The organism is Qipengyuania sp. 902 (genome assembly GCF_051195295.1).
In the GTDB taxonomy this organism is placed as follows: domain Bacteria; phylum Pseudomonadota; class Alphaproteobacteria; order Sphingomonadales; family Sphingomonadaceae; genus Qipengyuania.
In genome coordinates, this window is sequence record NZ_JBNJLJ010000002.1 from 302,293 (window position 1) to 320,009 (window position 17,717).

15 protein-coding genes are annotated in these 17,717 nt (G+C 64.5%); 3 read left to right on the plus strand and 12 right to left on the minus strand.

The window, feature by feature from the left end; all coding sequences use genetic code 11:
* The first annotated feature begins 1 nt into the window (after position 1).
* Positions 2-469: a PaaI family thioesterase gene (locus ACSH0F_RS06555; RefSeq protein ID WP_435201099.1), complete on the plus strand. Its 468-nt coding sequence runs from the start codon at positions 2-4 to the stop codon at positions 467-469.
* The gene (gene zapE / locus ACSH0F_RS06560) at positions 466-1,581 is read left to right on the plus strand and encodes a cell division protein ZapE (RefSeq protein ID WP_435201101.1); all 1,116 of its coding nucleotides are present in this window, start codon (positions 466-468) and stop codon (positions 1,579-1,581) included. Before ACSH0F_RS06555 ends, zapE begins: the two co-directional genes overlap by 4 nt.
* 7 nt (positions 1,582-1,588) lie before the next feature.
* Here zapE and ACSH0F_RS06565 read toward each other — a convergent pair whose 3' ends face one another.
* From ACSH0F_RS06565 to ACSH0F_RS06620, 12 genes are all read right to left on the minus strand, one after another.
* Positions 1,589-3,487 (minus strand): XrtA/PEP-CTERM system amidotransferase, encoded by a 1,899-nt coding sequence (locus ACSH0F_RS06565; RefSeq protein WP_435201103.1) that lies wholly within the window; start codon positions 3,485-3,487, stop codon positions 1,589-1,591.
* Between the two features lie 11 nt (positions 3,488-3,498).
* Positions 3,499-4,488: an exosortase A gene (xrtA, locus tag ACSH0F_RS06570; protein WP_435201105.1), complete on the minus strand. Its 990-nt coding sequence runs from the start codon at positions 4,486-4,488 to the stop codon at positions 3,499-3,501.
* Positions 4,478-5,701 (minus strand): TIGR03087 family PEP-CTERM/XrtA system glycosyltransferase, encoded by a 1,224-nt coding sequence (locus tag ACSH0F_RS06575; protein WP_435201107.1) that lies wholly within the window; start codon positions 5,699-5,701, stop codon positions 4,478-4,480. The genes xrtA and ACSH0F_RS06575 overlap by 11 nt, the downstream gene beginning before the upstream one ends.
* 14 nt (positions 5,702-5,715) lie before the next feature.
* Positions 5,716-6,777 carry a FemAB family XrtA/PEP-CTERM system-associated protein gene (locus ACSH0F_RS06580; protein ID WP_435201109.1) on the minus strand — a complete coding sequence of 354 codons (1,062 nt, stop codon included), beginning with the start codon at positions 6,775-6,777 and terminating at the stop codon, positions 5,716-5,718.
* Positions 6,774-7,646 carry an XrtA system polysaccharide deacetylase gene (locus tag ACSH0F_RS06585; RefSeq protein WP_435201111.1) on the minus strand — a complete coding sequence of 291 codons (873 nt, stop codon included), beginning with the start codon at positions 7,644-7,646 and terminating at the stop codon, positions 6,774-6,776. Before ACSH0F_RS06585 ends, ACSH0F_RS06580 begins: the two co-directional genes overlap by 4 nt.
* Before the next feature lie 17 nt (positions 7,647-7,663).
* Positions 7,664-8,863, minus strand: a complete 1,200-nt coding sequence (locus ACSH0F_RS06590) for an XrtA/PEP-CTERM system-associated ATPase (protein ID WP_435201113.1) — start codon at positions 8,861-8,863, stop codon at positions 7,664-7,666.
* A gap of 12 nt (positions 8,864-8,875) precedes the next feature.
* Entirely contained in the window at positions 8,876-10,543 is a 1,668-nt protein-coding gene (locus tag ACSH0F_RS06595) for a preprotein translocase subunit YajC (RefSeq protein WP_435201115.1), read from the minus strand.
* Entirely contained in the window at positions 10,533-11,585 is a 1,053-nt protein-coding gene (locus ACSH0F_RS06600) for a capsular biosynthesis protein (RefSeq protein ID WP_435201117.1), read from the minus strand. The genes ACSH0F_RS06595 and ACSH0F_RS06600 overlap by 11 nt, the downstream gene beginning before the upstream one ends.
* 15 nt (positions 11,586-11,600) lie before the next feature.
* A complete protein-coding gene (locus ACSH0F_RS06605) occupies positions 11,601-13,121 on the minus strand; it encodes an XrtA system polysaccharide chain length determinant (protein WP_435201119.1) in 1,521 nt (506 codons plus the stop codon).
* A 15-nt stretch (positions 13,122-13,136) separates the two neighbouring features.
* Complete coding sequence (locus ACSH0F_RS06610) at positions 13,137-13,739, minus strand: XrtA/PEP-CTERM system exopolysaccharide export protein (protein WP_435202177.1); 603 nt, start codon at positions 13,737-13,739, stop codon at positions 13,137-13,139.
* Between the two features lie 220 nt (positions 13,740-13,959).
* Positions 13,960-15,186, minus strand: coding sequence for a pyridoxal-dependent decarboxylase, exosortase A system-associated (locus ACSH0F_RS06615; protein ID WP_435201121.1), 1,227 nt, complete (start codon positions 15,184-15,186; stop codon positions 13,960-13,962).
* The gene (locus ACSH0F_RS06620; protein ID WP_435201123.1) at positions 15,183-16,697 is read right to left on the minus strand and encodes an acyl-CoA ligase (AMP-forming), exosortase A system-associated; all 1,515 of its coding nucleotides are present in this window, start codon (positions 16,695-16,697) and stop codon (positions 15,183-15,185) included. Before ACSH0F_RS06620 ends, ACSH0F_RS06615 begins: the two co-directional genes overlap by 4 nt.
* A gap of 26 nt (positions 16,698-16,723) precedes the next feature.
* Between ACSH0F_RS06620 and ACSH0F_RS06625 the strand changes: the two genes are divergently transcribed.
* Positions 16,724-17,713: a GNAT family N-acetyltransferase gene (locus ACSH0F_RS06625; RefSeq protein ID WP_435201125.1), complete on the plus strand. Its 990-nt coding sequence runs from the start codon at positions 16,724-16,726 to the stop codon at positions 17,711-17,713.
* Positions 17,714-17,717: the final 4 nt, after the last annotated feature.

Consider the following 17,717-nt stretch of genomic DNA (forward strand, 5'->3'; position numbering starts at 1 on the left):
CGTGCTACCGGACGAGGTCTTCGATCACGGGCCTGACCCGGACAATCCGGGCTGGCGGCACTGGAACCTGAAGGACCAGTCGCTGTTCAACGGTGCGGTGATGGGCAAACTCATCACGCGCATCGACGATGACGGTAAGGCGCGGCTGCGCATGTTCCCGGAACGGCGACACGAAAACCTGCAGGGCATCATCCACGGCGCAGTCATCCTGTCGCTGATCGACATCAGCCTGTTCACCACCATGCACACTATCGGCAGCGGGAATGCCGGACCGTCGGTGACGGTCGAGCTCTCCACGCAGTTCGTCGGTGGCGGGCAGCCCGACCGCCCGCTCGATGCGGTGTGCGAGATCGTGCGCGAGACCGGCAGCATGGTGTTCGTGCGCGGAACGGTCGAGCAGGAGGAACACACCGTCGCCAGCTTCTCCGGCATCGTGAAGAAGATGCACCGCCGCCCGACCCCGCAATGAGCGGCACGCTCGCGCATTACGAGCGGCTTGTCGAAGCCGGCGAGCTGCGCTCGGACCCGGACCAGCGCCGCGCTGCCGAACGGCTCGATCAGCTGCAGCGCGAATTGCAGGCGGACGCTCCCGGCAGCATCCTCTCGCAGCTCTTCCGGCCCAGGAAAACGCGGCCGCAGGGCGTCTACATGTGGGGCGGCGTCGGGCGCGGCAAGTCCATGCTGATGGACCTGTTTGTCGAGACGCTGGAGATCGAGCAGAAGCGCCGCGTCCATTTCCACGAGTTCATGCTTGAGGTCGACCGCCGCATGCGCGAGCGGCGCGAGACCGATCCGGGCGATCCGACGGGCAAAGTCGCCCGCGACATTGCCAAGGACGTCCGCTGTCTCGCCTTCGACGAGATGGTGGTCACCAACACGGCCGATGCCGCGATCATGAGCCGCCTGTTCACCGCGCTGATCTGCGACGAGGGGCTGGCCGTGGTCACCACCAGCAACCGCCCTCCCCGCGACCTCTACAAGGACGGCCTCAACCGCTCGCTCTTCCTGCCCTTCATCGACCTGGTCGAGGCGGAGTTCGATGTACTGCCGCTCAACGGTCCGACCGACTACCGGCTCGACCGGCTCGGCGATATCGACACCTGGCATTCGCCGCTCGGCGACGAGGCGACCGCGCAAGTGCGCGAAGCATTCTTCCGCCTCACCGATTACAAGCCGGAGGATGCCGAGCACGTGCCGTCGGGTACGCTCGACCTCGGCGGCGGGCGGACGTTGCATGTGCCGAAGACCCTGAAGGGCGTTGCTGTCTTCAGCTTCAAGCGGCTGTGCGGCGAAAACCGCGGCGCAGCCGACTATCTTGCAATCGCCCATGCCTACCATAGCGTGATCGTGGTCGGGATCCCCGCCATGTCGCCTGACAACCAGAACGAGGCGATCCGCTTCACCAAGCTGATCGACGCGCTCTACGAGAACAACGTCAAACTGTTCGCCACCGCCGCTGCCGAACCGGAAGACCTCTACACCGCCGGCGAAGGATCGTTCGAGTTCGAGCGTACGGTCAGCCGCCTCAAGGAAATGCAAAGCGCCGAATACATGGCGCGCGGCCACGGTCTCGCCGACTGAACCGGGCTCAGCCGCTGGGCTTGAGGTGGCGCAGCGAGCGTTCCAGCATCAACAATTGCCACAACACACGGCTGTTGTCGGACCGGCCCGCGATGTGCGCTTCCGCCAATTGGGCGAGCGGCTTGCGGGCAAACCATCCACTGCCGACCAGCAGTTCGCTCGACGCCACGGAGCGCGCGGCATCCGCCAGCGGCCCGCGAAACCAATCGGCGATGGGTGTGACGAAACCCTGCTTCGGCCGATAAAGAATGTCGTCCGGCAGGTAGCGCTCCATCGTGTGTTTCATCAGCCACTTGCCCGTCGTGCCGCGAATGCGCTGGCGGTGTGGCAGGCGTGCGGCGAGTTCGATGAAGCGGTGGTCGAGCAAGGGCTCGCGCGCCTCGAGGCCGACGGCCATGCTCGTACGATCGGTCTTGGTCAAGATGTCGCCGGGCAGCCAGAACTTGAGATCGGCATATTGCGCGCGATCCAGCCCGCTGCGCGCCGGAGCGTTGCGCATAAGTTTCTCGAACGGCTGCTCCGCGCGATAGCCGGCGCGGTCACGGATCATCGCCTCGCCATAGAGCGCAGTTCTTTGCTCGGGCGCCAGAATGGCGAGCGCGCGCGCGTAACCGGCCTCGCCGCTCTGAGCGAGCGAGAGCAGGGTCGCCTTGGCCCTCAGCGGACGTGGCGCCCAGTCGGCCTTTGGCCAGATGCTTCCAAGTGCACCGAACACCGGTTCGCGCAAGATTTGCGGCAGGACTGCCCGGGCCTGCTCTTCGCGCGCGTGGAATAGCTGGCGGCGGTACCCTGCCAGCGCTTCGTCCGCCCCATCGCCGGACAACGCCACCGTAACATGTTCGCGCGCCAGTTCGCACACGCGCAGCGTCGGCAAGGCGCTCGCATCGGCAAACGGCTCGTCGAATATGCCCGCGATGTGATCGATCTCGTCGAACTGGTCGGCCGATACAATGCGCTCGTGGTGATCGGTGGCGAAAAGCTCCGCCACCTTGCGGGCATGCGCCGTCTCGTCCACGCCCGCCACGTCGAAGCCGATCGAGCAACTGGTGACCGGCTGCGCGCTCGCCTCGCTCATCAGCGCAACGACGGACGAGCTGTCCACTCCGCCCGAGAGGAACGCGCCCAGCGGCACGTCGGCGACCATGCGGCTGGTCACGCCTTCGCGCATCAGGTGCAGCAATTCGGCGGAGTGATCCTGCTGCGAACCCCTCGACCGCTCGGCGAAGCTGACGTCCCACCACTGCACCGACGAAGCCGGGGTACGACCGTGCTCCAGCAACTGGTAGTGCCCCGCCGGAAGCTTGCGGACCCCGCGCAGGATCGCGCGATGGTCCGGCACATAACCCCAAGTCATGAAGTCCTCAATCGCCAGCGGGTCGATCGTCCGCCTGAGCAGCGGATTGGCCAGCAGACCCTTCAATTCACTCGCAAAGGCCAGCGCGCCTCCCGGCAGTTCCGCAATGTAGAGCGGCTTCACCCCGAGCCGGTCGCGCGCGAGGAACAGCTGCCGGGTCGCGCAATCGTAGAGCGCGAAGGCGAACATGCCGTCGAGCCGCTCGAGACATCGCGGACCCCATTTCTGCCATGCCGCGAGGATCGTCTCGGTGTCGCCATCTGTGCGGAATTGCGCCCCGCCCTGCTCCAGCTCCCGGCGCAGCTCGCGATAATTGTAGATCTCGCCATTGAAGACGATAACCGCGCGCCCGTCCGCGGAATGCATCGGCTGGGGCGAACCGGCCAGATCGATGATCGAGAGCCGTCGATGGCCCAAGCCGACGCCCGGGGCGGTCCAGACGCCCGCGCCATCCGGGCCACGATGTGCGAGCGCATTCGTCATGGCCTCGACCCGTTTGGGATTGACCGGCTTCACCGTCTCATAATGGAAAATACCCGCGATCCCGCACATAGGCCGGCGTCCTAGCCGAGGTGCGCGACGGCGGCAAAGGCGATTGCGACGGCGAGCATGATGGCGACGATGAAGGTCGCCGACATAGTCTTTCGCTCGAGCGCCGCGAGGGTCGGCATCTCCTCGATCTCGGCGAGCGACCAGCCGGCGTCTTCCGGGTCACGCTCGAACCAGCGCCGGGCCACGCCGAGGACGAGCGCGATAACGATGCCGAAGAAGAACCAGCCGTAGACGATGTGATCGAAGCTCCCGGCGGCTTCCGCGCCCACATATTGCGCGATGAAGATCGTCGCCCAGGCGCGAATACCATTGGCGATAATCGGCACGACGACGCAGGCGAGCATTAGCCAAGCACGGCGAGTCCAGCTTTCGAAGCAGGTGAAGGCCACGAGTGTGCCCAAGGTGACCATCGCGATGAGAAATTTCACGCCGGAACAGGCTTCGGCCACGATGAAGAGGCCGGCTGGCGTGTCGATATAGATACCGTCGGATACCATGGCGACGCCACTCGCCTGCGTCAGCCACGTCGCGAGATGCGCGGTGATGGCCTGCAACTGCGGAATGATCTCGTCCCCGAAAGGCACTAGGAAGCACGAGTAGGCGATCGGCAGCGCGAGGATCAGGCTCGTCCGCAATCCGAACAGCGCGATAGCGGCACCTTGGAATGCCATCACTGCACCTGCCTGTGCGAACAGATTGATGTCGAGCGTGCGACCGCCGAGCCAGACGAGCAACCCTGCCCCGAACCACGCCAGAGCAGGCCACCAGTCTTCGGGGGACAGCGCAGCAAGCTCGTCGCGCTTGATCCAGACGAGCCAGGCGATGATCGCCGGAATCAGCAGAATGTGGCTGTAAGTGTCGATATTCCACCACTGGTGGGCCATTTGCGCCCATTCCTCGAAGGTCACGACAAACAGAAGCAGCCAGACCAGCCCGAGCTGGACCAGGCGACTGCTCCACGCCCTATGCGGCGCTGCATCGAGAGCGATCTCAGGCGGCATCCCGCCCAGCCTTTCCCGGAGCGAGAATTCGGGGGAGTTGCGCGTAGACGCTCTCCCAGCTCATGGTCTCGACTGCGAACCGACGCGCCGCCGCGCCCATGCTGCGTGCCGCCGCTACATCGGTCGCAAGCTGTTCGATCCGCTCGACCCACATATCGGGATCGGGCTTGATGACGGCGAAATGTACATCGCTTGTCGCATCGATGCCGTTCGCCGCGCCGGGCGTCAGCAGCACCGGTCGGGCCATCGCCATGGCTTCGAGCACCTTGTTCTGGACGCCCCGCGCAATCATCAGCGGTGCGGCGACAATGTCGGCGGCTTTCAGGAACGGGCGAACATCGGGCACCTCGCCCCATACGCGCGTCCCCGACTCTCCGTGCCGAGCTTTCAATGCAGCCGTCGGCGCCCGGCCGACGACATGGAAGCGGGCACGCGAGAAGCGCTTGCGCAGTTTTGGCATGACCGCGTCGATCATCCACTCGGCTGCCGCGATATTGGGCGCGTAATCCATCTGTCCGGTGAACACGATCTGCGGGTCCTCGGCCTCAACCAGTTCCTGCTGTCCGGCCACGCCGACCGGATCGAAGAACCCGGCATCGATCCCGTTGCCGAGCGGGCGGATGTCCGTGCCGGACAGATTGTCGAGATTGGCCGAGAGCAAATTTGCCTCGGCGCTACTGACCAGCAGCAGGCGGTCGGCGCGAAGGGCAAGGCGGGCCTCTTCGCGCGCCAGCAGCCGCGCCTCGCGACCGTTTAGCCACTTTCGCTGCCCCGCCTCCGCGTAGGCGGCGAATTTGGCGCTATCGACGTCGCAAAGATCGACCACGACATGGCCCTGGAAGCTGTCGGGGATGTATTGCCCCATCTGACCGGAGAAGACGAAAATCGTGTCGATGCGATGATTGCCGAGCGTCTTGTGGACGTAACGGCGCATGGCGTCATGTTCGAATGCCGCAAGGCTCACCGGCTTGTTGGCGAGTACCGCCTGAATCCCAGCCAGCGGCAGCGGCTTGGTCCGCTCTATTAGGGCATGGGTCTTGGCGATTTCGGCGAGCGCGCCCTTTTGCGCCAGATCGTTTTCGGTTTCTGCAAACGTCCCGATATGGACAGGGCCGAGGCGCGCCACCCCCTTGAGGAGGTGGTGCGAACGAATCTTATCGCCGCGATCGGGCGGGAACGGGACGCGGTGCGCGAGGAAGAGGATGTCGCCCATGACCGGAGCCTACTTCAGCCGAGGCCGCAGGCGATGACGGGGCCGATCCGGTTGGCGAGTGCCAGCGGCAACCGTTTCCACAGTTCGATTTTGGCGGAATAGCCCGGATCGGTCGGGTCGATATTGCGCGCCTCGCTGCCCGGCGCGCTCCAGATGCGATAGACCAGCGGTTCCGGCTCGAACCCCCAGTTCTTCTTGAAGCTGAACGGGCCGCTGCCGGTCTTGGAGCGGCCGAAATCGAAGCGCGTGCAGCCCTTGCGCCGCGCGTGGAGCATCAGCTCGTAATACATGCGCTCGTTGGCACGGAGGTTGCGGGCGGCGAAGGTCCCGCCGCCCCAGAACGGCATCACGGTGGCATCGTGGTAGAGCGAGAGCACGCTCGCGGTCGGTCTCCCGCCGTGACTCACGGTCAGGATATCGGCATCGTCGCCGAACCGGTCGAGCACCGCGTCGAACAGGCTTCGCGGGAAGACCGGCGTGCCGAGATTGTGGACGCTTTCGGCATAGACGGCGTAATGCGCCGCGCGGTCCTGCTCACTAATGCCGGTGCTAACAATCAAATCGTTGGCGAGACCCTTGCGAACTTCCGCCCTCGCCTTGCGTGGGATAGCGAGCAATTGCGCTTCGTCGTCTTCCTCCAGATCGCGCGCGAAATTGGCGTGCTTGCCTGTGATCGTTTCCCATCCGTCCGGCGCCACCGCATCGCGCAATTCGATGCTCGGGACACACAGTCGCTGGGCAAGCTCGCTGGCAGTTCGGGCAAGAAGATCGATGTCGCGCTCGCGCGAAAACAGCATTCCGCCGCCGACCCCGAACCCGCTCGATACCAGCGCCCGCCCGAACAGCGGCGAATGGACGAGGGTCAGCGGGAGCCAGCCGGATAGCGTCGTTCCCCGCTCGACTACAATCCCATAAGGCGGGTTGCCTGTGCCCTCTGCGATGGCGGAAAGCCACAGCGGGCGTTGGAAGACGCTGCCGCCGTTCTCGGCCACGAAGCGCTCGATCCGCGCGACTTCGGTTGCATCACCGAAATCGACCGCACGCATCGTCGCACCATGCGTCACCGGCGCGTTCATGCCGCCCAGTCGAGGCTGCGCGCTGCCTCCCGCTCGGCCAATGCGTCCATTCGGCCCCAGGCAAATTCGCCGAGCAGGTCGGACAGCTTGTCCTCCATGCGCGAAAGGTTGGTATAGTGCCGCAGGCGCGAGCGCATCGGTGCTCCGTAGACGCGCGGCTGGTCGGGGTCGACTTCCCAAGGATGGAAGTAGAAGACCGCCGGACGCCGATCTTGGCGATTGACCTGTCGGATGGCCCAGCGGCTGAAGGCATAGGGCAGGACGCGGAAAAACCCGCCGCCTCCCGCAGCCAGACGACGGCCTCTGAATACCGCCGTGGTCACCGGAATCTCGACCAGGTCGCTGCCGGATACGGGATTAAACGCGAACCGCGGTGCCTCACGCCAGCCGTAATGGTCGTGGACCACGGGAGCGACGCTGGAGGAGTAGGCATAGCCGTGCTCGGCCAGGACCTCGTGCGCCCATGGGTTGCGGGCGTCGATTGAGAAACTCGGCGCGCGGTAGCCGGTTATCGCCATGCCGCCTGCGTCCTCCAAGATGGTGCGCGCCTTGGCGAGATCCTCGGCAAATTCCTGCGGGCTGAAGGTGAACACGCGCGTGTGATCATAGCCGTGGCTTGCGAGTTCGTGTCCGCGCTCGACGATTGCGCGCATGGCCGCGGGATTGCGCTGCGCCACCCAGCCCAGCGTGAAAAAGGTCGCCTTCACGCCTGCGGCGTCGAACAGGTCGAGGATGCGTGCGACGTTGTCGCCCACCCGCAGCTGGAGCGAATCCCAGTCCTCGCGCTTGATGGTGTGTTCGAAGGCGCCGACCTGGAACCAATCCTCGACATCGACCGACAGGCCGTTGACGATGCTATGCTGTGTCACCGGCCCCTCCCGACGTGTCAGGCCGCTGCGCGCGTCGCCTGGCTCTCGAAATAGTCTATCATCATCGTGAGCACATGTCGCAGCGATTGTTCCTGCTCGTCGAGGCGGCGCTCGATGGCTTCGAGGCGCTTGTCGGCATCCTGCGGCAGCGCACCGCTTGCCTGGTCGCGCGAGGCGGCGAGTTTCTGCACCTCGCGGCGCATCGCAGCCATGTGCTTGTCGCGCTCCGCAAAAGCCTTCTCGATGGCTTCGATCTGGTGATCGAGGAGCCCCGTGTCGCGTGCTTCCGAACTGACCGACGGCTGCTGCGCCGGTTCGCTGCGTGCACGGGCGATGGCATCCGCAGCGGGAAGGTCGCGGTCCGGGCGCGGCTTGGCGACCGTCACGCTTTGGGCCTCGGCCGAATTGTCGCCGTTCATCTCCTCAAGCACCGCTTCGAGCATGTCGGCTTCGAGGACCGACTGTTCTTCCACCGCGCCCATCAGCAGCAGGCGGGTCATGACCTGGTTGATCTTGCGCGGTATGCCGCCCGTCACCTTGTGCAGCTTCACCCAGATGCCGCCGTCGATTTCGGGATTGCCGTCCCATCCAACATGCGCGAGGCGATGCTCCACATATGGCTCAATTTCGCCCGGCTGCATCGGTTCGAGATGATGCGCAGCAATCACGCGCTGTCGCAATTGCTCGAGCTCTTCCGATTGTGCGAGCAGGTGCTTGAATTCGGGCTGGCCCAGCAGGAGCGTCTGCAGCAGCGGATGCGAGCCGAGCTGGAAATTCGACAGCATGCGCAGCTCTTCGAGCGCGCCGATGGAGAGATTTTGCGCCTCGTCCACGATCAGCAGGACTCGGCGGCCGTTGCGGGCTTCTTCGTGCAGGAACAGCTCGATTGCAGCAAGTGCGGCAGCCTTGTCGCCGCCCTCGATATCGAGGCCGAAGCTGCGCGCGGCGACGTGGATCATCTCGTCGTCGTCCAGCGCGCTGGTCACGACTTCGCCCACCGTCATCCGCTCGTCGTCGAGCTTTTCTTTCAGATGCGCGACCAGCGTGGACTTACCCGATCCGACCTCGCCGGTGATGACGACGAAGCCCTCGCCCTGGTTGAGGCCGTAGCCGAGATAGCTCAGCGCCTTCTTGTGTGTGACGCTTTCGAAGTAGAACGCCGGGTCGGGCGTCAGCTGGAAAGGGCGCTCGCGAAAGCCGTAATATTCTTCGTACATGCTGCGTCCTTATCAGAAGTCGTAGCGCAGGCCGAGCAGCGCGGAGGCGGTGAGGAACTCGTCGGCTGAGGCTTCCGGATCGATCATGGTGAGCGCCACTGCGGCCCGTGCCGAGAGATTGCGCCACACCTGCTCGGTATAGGAAGCCGAGGTGCCGAGCGTGAAGGCATCGCCGAGCGAGCTGGCACCGCTTTCGAACCAATTCGCGTAATTGTTGAGCGCGTAATTGCCGCGGCCGAACGGGCCAGCCAGATTTGCCGTGACGTACACGCTTTCGTCGACAATCCCGTCGGCAAGCTCCAGGATCGTGCCCGGCGCACCGATGAAGCGACGGCGATCGTATCCGGCACCGATACCGGCCACCGTTCGGCCCATTTGATGCGCATAGCTCAATACGACGCCGCGCCCGCGGAAGACCGAGGAGCGGACCGAACCTAGCGCGCCGTCGATGCAGCCGAGCCCTTCGAGGCTGTTGACGCAACCCGTGATGTCACCCGTCACGGGGTCGCGGACGACGTCGAAATCGGTCGGCAAAGCAACCAGAGCGTTGTTCAGGCGGCCACCGAAGCCCTGGATGCTGTCGTACACACCGATGCCCAGCGTGCTGCGGCTGCTCGGGGTCCAGTTGAAGCTGCCGTAGAAGGTTTCGCTGTCGTAGCGGTGGCCGAAAGTCGCCTGCAATTCCGTGCGGCTGCTCGGTCGCCAGATCACGCCGACATCCCAGATGAGTCCGTCCGCCTCGTAGGCGATGGTGCGCGGGCTGCTTTCGTCGGTGATGAAGCGGCCATCGTTGCCGAGCACCGGATCGCCGTCCGCATCGCGCAGGACATCGCGGCTCGACACTTCGACGTCCTCGATCCCTGCACCGAAGACCACCGCGAGTGTGGGCGTGACCGGCACCGTGACGTCGCCGCGAACGTAGACATCGCGGACGCGCTGATCGAGATTGGAGATGTCTTCCTGGTAGAAGCCTGCTCCGACACCCACGCCGACCGGCAGTCCTGCCCGGCCCGGAGCGATCCCGGCGCGCACGTTGGCGCTATGGCTGACGCTCTTGTCGAAAATGTCGGCCGGCTGGCCACCGGCAGTGACGAAATCCGGTCCATCGACCCGCGTGTAGCCGATCCGGTAATTGGCAGAGACGTCCACGCCCTCGACCTGCGTCTGCAGCGTCGGACCGGCATAGATCGAGTAAGTCTGGGTGGTGAGATCGTCCGCAGCCAGAGGCGCGATGATCGAGCGGCCCGAGCCATCGACGCTGGTGCGCGTCGCGAGCGCTCCGGCCTCAACCGTCAGTACATTCGGCACGACCGAAGCATAGCCGCGGGCGATGCCGGTCAGCGTGTCGGAGTCCGCTCCATTGGACTGGTGGGCGAAGTTCCGCTCGTATCGCAGCGACACGGCAGCGCCGGTGTTGCGTCCCTGCACCGAAGCATCGACGCCCGCAGCCAGCTGCGTATAGGTCAGCACGTCGTCGCCCGGCGTGATCTGCCAATTGGCGATGGTATTCGCCTCGATATAGGGATCGATCCGCGTACGGTGCGAGGCGCGGCTTTCCGAGCGGCTCTCAGCCTCATCGGCTCCGGCGTCTCGGTTTTGCTGCGCCATGGCCGGACTGGCCAGTGGCACAAAGCCCGAAAGTGTCAGAGCCGCCAGAGCGAGCCACGCCTTACTGGTCACGGGATGTCTCCCCATAACCGTAATAGCTGCCGAAGCGGCGACCGCTGGGGCTGAAGGTGGTGTCGTTAAGCAGCAGCTTGATGTCCGGACATGCCGACAGCAGATCAACGGCGTCTTCCAAAGCAGCGCGACCGGTCTGGTCGCTGCGCGCCACAAGCAAGGCCTGGCCGACATGCTTGGCCAGCTCGGCTGCCGGCGTCGCTGCCAAGGCAGGCGGGCTGTCGAAGATGACGAAGCGGTTCGGCGCACCGCGGGTGAGGCGGTTGAGCACTTCCCAGGTGCGTTCGCTGGCGAGATATTCGCTGTCGCGCCCGGTGCGTCCGCCCGCGGGCAGCACCCACAGGCCGGGGATGTCCGTACCCACAACGAAATCTTCGACGTGCGCCGAGGGATCGGAAAGCACGTCCATGAAGCCCTTGCCTGCATCCAGCCCAAGCTTGGACATGATCGAGGGCTTGCCGAAATCGGCATCGATCAGCAGCACTTCCGTATCCCGCTCAGCCGCCATGGCGATGGCGAGATTGAGCGCGCAGAAGGTCTTGCCTTCATTGGGATGAGGCGAGCAGATCAGCACCCGACGCGCAGTCGCGCTGGCTTCGGCCTTGGCGGCTGCCAGCACCTGTCGCTTCACGATGCGGAATTCTTCCAGCAGGGTGGAGGCGCCGCCGTCCGGGTCGATCAGGCCCTGCTCGCTGAGGTAGGAGCGGACGACCTCTCGCTTTTCCCCGCTGAACCGGACCGAAGGGACCTCGGGTTCACGCGCCGCGGTGATGGCCGAAGGCACTGGAGCCGCTGTGGCAGCAGTCTCGGCCTTCTCGCCGATGTAATCGGATGCACGACGCTTCGGCGTTGGCTCCGGCGGAGCCTCCGAAGCGGCGCGCTTGGGGGCAAATTTCTTCGCCTTGTCGCTATCGAGCCCCTTCGGAACTCCGGCCGGACGCAGATTATCGAGGCCGAACGCACCGCTCGCCCGTTCGAGCAGCGATGCGCGGTCCGGCGTGGCCTGCTTTTCCGGCGGCGTGATCTTGGTGGGCTTGTTCACTGACACATTCCCCCCTTAGGCGACCGAGCCGACCTGGATGACTTCTACGACCAGCAGCAGCAGGCAGACACCTGCCAAGGCGCCGCTGGCGGCGAAAAACTTCTTGAGCTGCACCCGCTGGCGGCGACGGTCAGCTGCCGTGATCGAACGCGAGATCGTGCCGATGACCGGCATGTCGAGCACGCGTTCCAGCTTCTCCGACGTCGTAAAGCTGGAACGCAGCTGCCCCATCACGAACGCCACGGCCGCGCCAGCGGCGAAGCCAGCCAGCAAGACGACGACCAGCAGCAGCGGGCGATTGGGTGCGGCCGGCTTGGTCGGCGCGGTCGGCGGATCGATCACTTCGAACTGGAACGCGCTGCGCTCCGTTTCGACCTGGCCGCGCAGGCGCATTTCCTCGCGGTCCTTGAGCAGCTCGTCATACTTGTCCTTGAGGACCTCGTAGTCGCGGCTGATGCGATTGGCCTCGGCAGCCACGGCGGGTTCTTCCGCCTGGTTGGCGATGAGGCGCGAGATGTCGGACTGCAGCGCGGCTTTGCGTGCCTGCAGCGCCTGATAATTCGCCTGACGCTCCGACCGCATGGCGACGAGCGAAGTGTAGGCAGGGTTTGCCGCGCCGCCGGCTCCGGAAGGCTCTTTCGCCGCCTGCTCGCGCAGGGACGCGACCTGGCGCTTCTGGGCCTGAATATCCGGGTGGCTGTCGGTCAGGCCGCGGGCGCGCATGGCGGAAAGCTGCGACTGGGCCTGTGCCAGAGCTGCGCGCGCGCCACCCTCGGCTCCGAACGTCGCAATGGTGCGCGGGGTGCTTGCGATCTGGCCATCGATCGCGGCGAGCGAGCTGGAGGCCGCAGCAATGTCGCTATCGACATCGCGCATCTCGTCGCGCATCGCGTTGATCCGCGTCGTGACGGTGCCGACGCCGCCGATCAGCTCGGGGTTCTGCGCTTCGAAGGCAAGGCGGCGCTGTTCGGCAGCCTCGAGTTCCTGCTTCCGCTCGTCGAGCTGCTGGTCGAGGAAAGCGAGCGTATCGGCGACCTGGCCGCGATTGCCCGCGACGTTTTCCTCGCGGAAAATGTCGATCAGCTTCTGCACCACGTCCTGCGCCAGCGCGGCGTTTTCCGCGTCGGTCATTGAGGAATTGCCGATCGTCGCGGTCAGCTCGAAGAGATTGTCCTCGGTGCTCACGACCCCGACATGGTCGGTCAGGCTATCGACCGCCGACTGCATCTCGCGCTGGGTGTTCACATTCTCGCCCAGCTGCGTTGCGCGAACGACCTTCTCCAGATTGACAGCGCTGGTCAGGGTCTGGCGCACCTTGGTGATCGCCTGCCGCCCCTCTCCCGAAATCTCGAGCTGCTTGGAAAGGACATCGTCGAGTTCGACATAGATCCGCGCTCGGCTTTCGTAGCTGTTCGGGATAGTCGCCACGAACAGCCAACCTACGATGCAGACGCCCCAGGCGACGGCGAGCGCCAGCCAGCGGCGGTTCCACACCGTATGCAGCGCGCTGCGGATCTCGTCGAAGACTTCCTGCATGCCCCCGCTCTACCCCTAGAAAGTGCTTTCCGGGATGATGATGACATCGCCCGGTTGCAGCAGCACATTCGCATCGCTGTCGCCGCGCTTGAGCAAGTCGGTCAGCCGCAGCGCATACTCGCGCTGGCGGCCTTGCTGCTTGTCGAACCGGATCAGCTTGGCGCGATTGCCCGCAGCAAATTCGCTGAGGCCCCCGACGGCGATCATGGCGTCGAGCACGGTCATATTCGCACGATAGGGCAGCGATGCCGGCTGTTCTGTAGCGCCGACGATGCGGATTTGCTGGCTGAAGGTGCCGGCGAATTCGTTGACGATCACCGAAACGAGCGGATCCTCGATATACTGGCTCAGCTGTAGGCGGATGTCCTCCTCCAGCATGGACGGGGTCTTGCCGACGGCCGGCATGTCCTTGACCAGCGGAATTGTGATGCGCCCGTCGGGGCGGACCTGAATTTTTTCCGCGCCCAGCTCGGGATTGCGCCAGACGTGGATCGTCAGCTCGTCGAGCGGACCGATGACGTATTCCTCGCCCGGTCCTTCCTGCATCGCGACGAAGGTCGCAGGCGGCAATTCGTCACCGGTGGTAGTGCAGCCGCCCAAGGCGAGCGTAGCGGTCATACAGCCGCCGATCAGCCTGGTGGTGTAGCTCAGTCGCATCGATAGGTCCCCGTGGATCGGTCGGAGCCTTTCCAACACACTGCGTGTCGAATTTGCCCCATTTCGCAGGCCCTATGCGCTGCAAAAGGTGAATATAGCGTTATCCATACAGCGCCAAAGCGCCTGATTCCCGCGGGTTTACCTTCATTTTACAGCCCCGTCCCAAAGCGGGACTCTTCGCTCAGATTAGAACTTCGGATGCCGGGCCCTGACCGAGAAAGGCGCTGGGGGATGCGCTCGCGCCATAGGCTCCGGCGCAGAAGACGGCGACGATGTCGCCGACCTCGGCGCGCGGCAGGTGCGCCTTGTCGGCGAGGCGGTCGAGCGGGGTACACAGGCAGCCGACGACATTCGCCTCTTCCTGCGGCTCCGCATCGAACCGCGTGGCGATGGCGACTGGATAATTCCGCCGTACGACCGTGCCGAAGTTGCCCGATGCCGCGAGCTGGTGGTGCAGGCCGCCATCGGTGACCAGATAGGTCTCGCCGTAGCTTTCCTTGCGATCGACGATGCGGGTCAAATACACGCCCGCTTCGCCGACGAGATACCGTCCGAGTTCGAGGAAAAACTCCGTATCCCGCAGGCTGGCAGGCAAGGCGGAGAAGCGCTCTTCCAATGCAGCCCCGACGGCCGCGATATCGAGCGGCTCGTCCCCCGCGAAATAGGGAATGCCGAAGCCGCCGCCCATGTTGAGCTTGGGCAAACCGACCCCGGCATCATCGGTGATCCGCGCAGCAAGCTCCAGCACCTTGGCCTGCATGTCGATCACTGCCTCTGCCGAAAGCGCCTGGCTGCCGGTGAAGATATGCAGACCGCGCCATTCGCAACCAGCCTCCACGACCTCTCGCGCCAGCACAGGGACCTGGCTGGCATCCACGCCGAAGGGCTTTGGTCCGCCGCCCATTTTCATGCCCGATCCCTTAAGGTCGAAATCGGGATTCACGCGGATGGCAAGTCGCGGCGTCGTGCCGAGCTGCTCGCCGATAGCCAGCGCCCGCCGCGCCTCATTGGCGCTTTCGAGATTGAGCGTGACGCCCGCCGTAATGGCCGCTTCGAGTTCGCTATCGCGTTTTCCGGGGCCCGCGAAGCTGACTTTGGAAAGGTCGAAGCCGATCGCCGCGACCATCTCGAGCTCGCCGCCAGATGCGATATCCAATCCGTCGACAAGGGTCGAGACATGCTCAAGAACGGGCCGGAAGCTATTGGCTTTGATCGCATAATTGATCTTTATCCGGTCCGGCATGGCATGGCGGAGATCGATTATCCGCTGTGTGATCAGGTCTCGCGAATAGACGAACAGAGGTGTTTCGCCGGTCTGCTCGACCAAGGCGGAAACCGCTTCTCCGCCGATCGCCAGTTCGCCTTTAACAGCATCGAAACCCGGCGGTATGGGTCCGAGCGGCTTCATGCGCCCACCTCTCGCGCCAGCGCGGCCCGGTCGATCTTGCCGTTGGGATTGAGCGGAAGCGTTTCGCGCCAGTCGATAGTGTGCGGTTGCATGAAATTCGGCAAATCCCTGTTGAGCGCCTTCTCTAGCGATGTTTGCGCGTCCTGCGCACCCGCTTGCGCCCGGACAACCAGATGGATCGCTTGTCCGAGCCTTTCGTCAGGCACACCCAGCGCCACCGCTTCGGCGACAAGACCGGTAGCGCGCGCTGCGTCCTCCAGTTCCTGCGGGCTGATCCGGTTGCCCGCGCTCTTGATCATCGCATCGCGGCGGCCGACGAAATAGAACAATCCATCGGCATCGCGTTTGACCCGATCGCCGGACCAGACCGCCGTGCCGCCATATTCGGACACGGTGGGCGCTGGCCGGAAGCGCTCGCGGGTTCGCTCTTCGTCCTGCCAATATCCCTGCGCGACCAGCGGCCCGCAATGGACCAGTTCGCCTTCCTTGCCCGGCCCGCTCACCTCGCCCATGTCGTCGATGACGAGAATTTCCGCGAAAGGGATGGCCTTTCCCATGGAGGTCGGATGCGTCGCAACGAGTGCCGGATCAAGATAGGTCGAGCGGAAAGCCTCGGTGAGACCGTACATCGGGAAGATCTTTGTTCCCGGCAGAATAGATCGCAGATCTCCTACCAATTGCGAAGTCAACGCGCCGCCCGAATTGGTGATCCGGCGCAAGGTAGATACCGCATCCTCCGGCCATTCGACTTCGGTCAGTTGCACCCAGAGCGACGGAACGCCAGCCAGTGTCGTCACCCGATGCTTTCCGCAAGACTTGGCCACATCTCGCGGGAAGAGATAATCCAGCGGCACCACGCTGCCGCCCGCATACCAGGTCGAGAACAGCTGGTTCTGCCCGTAATCGAAACTGAGCGGCAGCACGGCCAGCGTCACGTCGTCGGCCGCCATCCCAAGGTAATGCGCGACGGAAACCGCCCCCAGCCACAGATTGGCATGGCTCAACATCACGCCCTTGGGTGCGCCTGTCGATCCGCTGGTGTAGAGAATGGCGGCCAGGTCGTCGGGATCGTGCTGCGATAGTCCGAGTGTCGCAGCGGTGTCTTCTGCCTCAGCAAAAACTGCGCTTTCCTCCAGCAAGTCGCAACTGGAAGGGACGTCGCCCTCTTCGAGCGTCGTGAGCCGCGCCTTCGTCCCCATCAACAGCACCGCGCCGCTGTCGCTCAGGATATGCGCGACCTGCGCGCGTTTCAGCAGCGGATTGATCGGCACATGCACCACGCCCGCCCGCGCCGCCGCGAGCGGCAGCAGGCAGGTAAGCTCGCCCTTCGCCGCCCAACTTGCCACGCGCGCGCCGGGCTCTGCCTTGCTGGCAAGCCACCCGGCCAGCAGCGACACGCGCTCCCGCAAATCGGCATAGGTCAACGTTCGGTCCCGCAACACCAGCGCAGAGGCCTGTGCATCGCCTCTCTCGGTCAGTTGATCGAGCGGGTACGGCGTGGGATCAGGCATCGAGGCTCCGGAGCGAGGACGAACGGGTGACTATCGAAGTCAGCTATCACGAGACGGTTAGCAAACTGCAAGAGTTTGCCCAGTTCGCGCGTGGACCTTTCGACCGACCGGACTGGTATGCCCTGCTCCAACGAGGCGGAATGCAGCCGGTCATCGTGGTTGGACAAAGCAAGCATCGCGTGGCCGCCCTTCCACTCATGGAGTCGGGCGATAGCCTCGCCGGCCTCGCCAACTGGTTCAGCTTTACATGGAGACCGCTCGGCCGCGATGACGAGCTGGTCGACGAAATCTTTATCGCGATGGCGCAGGATTTGCGCAGCCGCGCTTGCGCTATCACGCTCGCCCCGCTCCCGGACGAGGACGGCAGTGCCTCCCGGCTAGAGCAGGCCTTCCGCAAAGCCGGCTGGGCCGTCTTTCGCGAGCAGTCCGACGAGAACCACGTGCTGCATGTCGAGGGCCGAAGCTTTGCCGAATATTGGGCCTATCGCCCCGGCCAGATGCGGACGACACTGGAGCGCAAGGCGAAGAAAGTCGATGTCGAAATCCTGACCCGCTTCGACGAGCGAGCTTGGGACGGCTATCGGATTGTTTACAAGAATAGCTGGAAACCTGCCGAAGAGCGGGCAGATGTCCTCGAAGCCTTTGCCCGGATGGAAGGCGAGGCGGGCCGTATCCGCATTGGTATCGCACGCGCCGAGGGTGTGCCGGTGGCGGCGCAATTCTGGACGGTCGAGAACGGCACGGCCTACATCCACAAGCTGGCGCACACCGAGGCGGCCAAACCGCTCTCCGCCGGTACCACGTTGAGCGCTGCGCTGTTCGAGCATGCGATCGACATCGATGGGGTCGAGCTGATCGACTTCGGCACCGGTTCGGATGCCTACAAGCGCGACTGGATGGAGACGGTCCGACTCCGCTATCGGCTCGAATGCTATGACTGGCGCAACCCCCGCAGCTGGAAGCGCATCGCCAAGGCCATGGTGCGCCGCCTTGCACGCGGCAAGTCGCGCCGCTAAGGGC

Bases quoted from the DNA above. Each gene is read 5' to 3' on its own strand.
- ACSH0F_RS06575 (WP_435201107.1), bottom strand. From the start codon at position 5,701: ATGGGCGACATCCTCTTCCTCGCGCACCGCGTCCCGTTCCCGCCCGAT.
- ACSH0F_RS06615 (WP_435201121.1), bottom strand. From the start codon at position 15,186: ATGAAGCCGCTCGGACCCATACCGCCGGGTTTCGATGCTGTTAAAGGC.
- ACSH0F_RS06565 (WP_435201103.1), bottom strand. From the start codon at position 3,487: ATGTGCGGGATCGCGGGTATTTTCCATTATGAGACGGTGAAGCCGGTC.
- zapE (WP_435201101.1), top strand. From the start codon at position 466: ATGAGCGGCACGCTCGCGCATTACGAGCGGCTTGTCGAAGCCGGCGAG.
- ACSH0F_RS06620 (WP_435201123.1), bottom strand. From the start codon at position 16,697: ATGCCTGATCCCACGCCGTACCCGCTCGATCAACTGACCGAGAGAGGC.
- xrtA (WP_435201105.1), bottom strand. From the start codon at position 4,488: ATGCCGCCTGAGATCGCTCTCGATGCAGCGCCGCATAGGGCGTGGAGC.
- ACSH0F_RS06590 (WP_435201113.1), bottom strand. From the start codon at position 8,863: ATGTACGAAGAATATTACGGCTTTCGCGAGCGCCCTTTCCAGCTGACG.
- ACSH0F_RS06580 (WP_435201109.1), bottom strand. From the start codon at position 6,777: ATGAACGCGCCGGTGACGCATGGTGCGACGATGCGTGCGGTCGATTTC.
- ACSH0F_RS06605 (WP_435201119.1), bottom strand. From the start codon at position 13,121: ATGCAGGAAGTCTTCGACGAGATCCGCAGCGCGCTGCATACGGTGTGG.
- ACSH0F_RS06610 (WP_435202177.1), bottom strand. From the start codon at position 13,739: ATGACCGCTACGCTCGCCTTGGGCGGCTGCACTACCACCGGTGACGAA.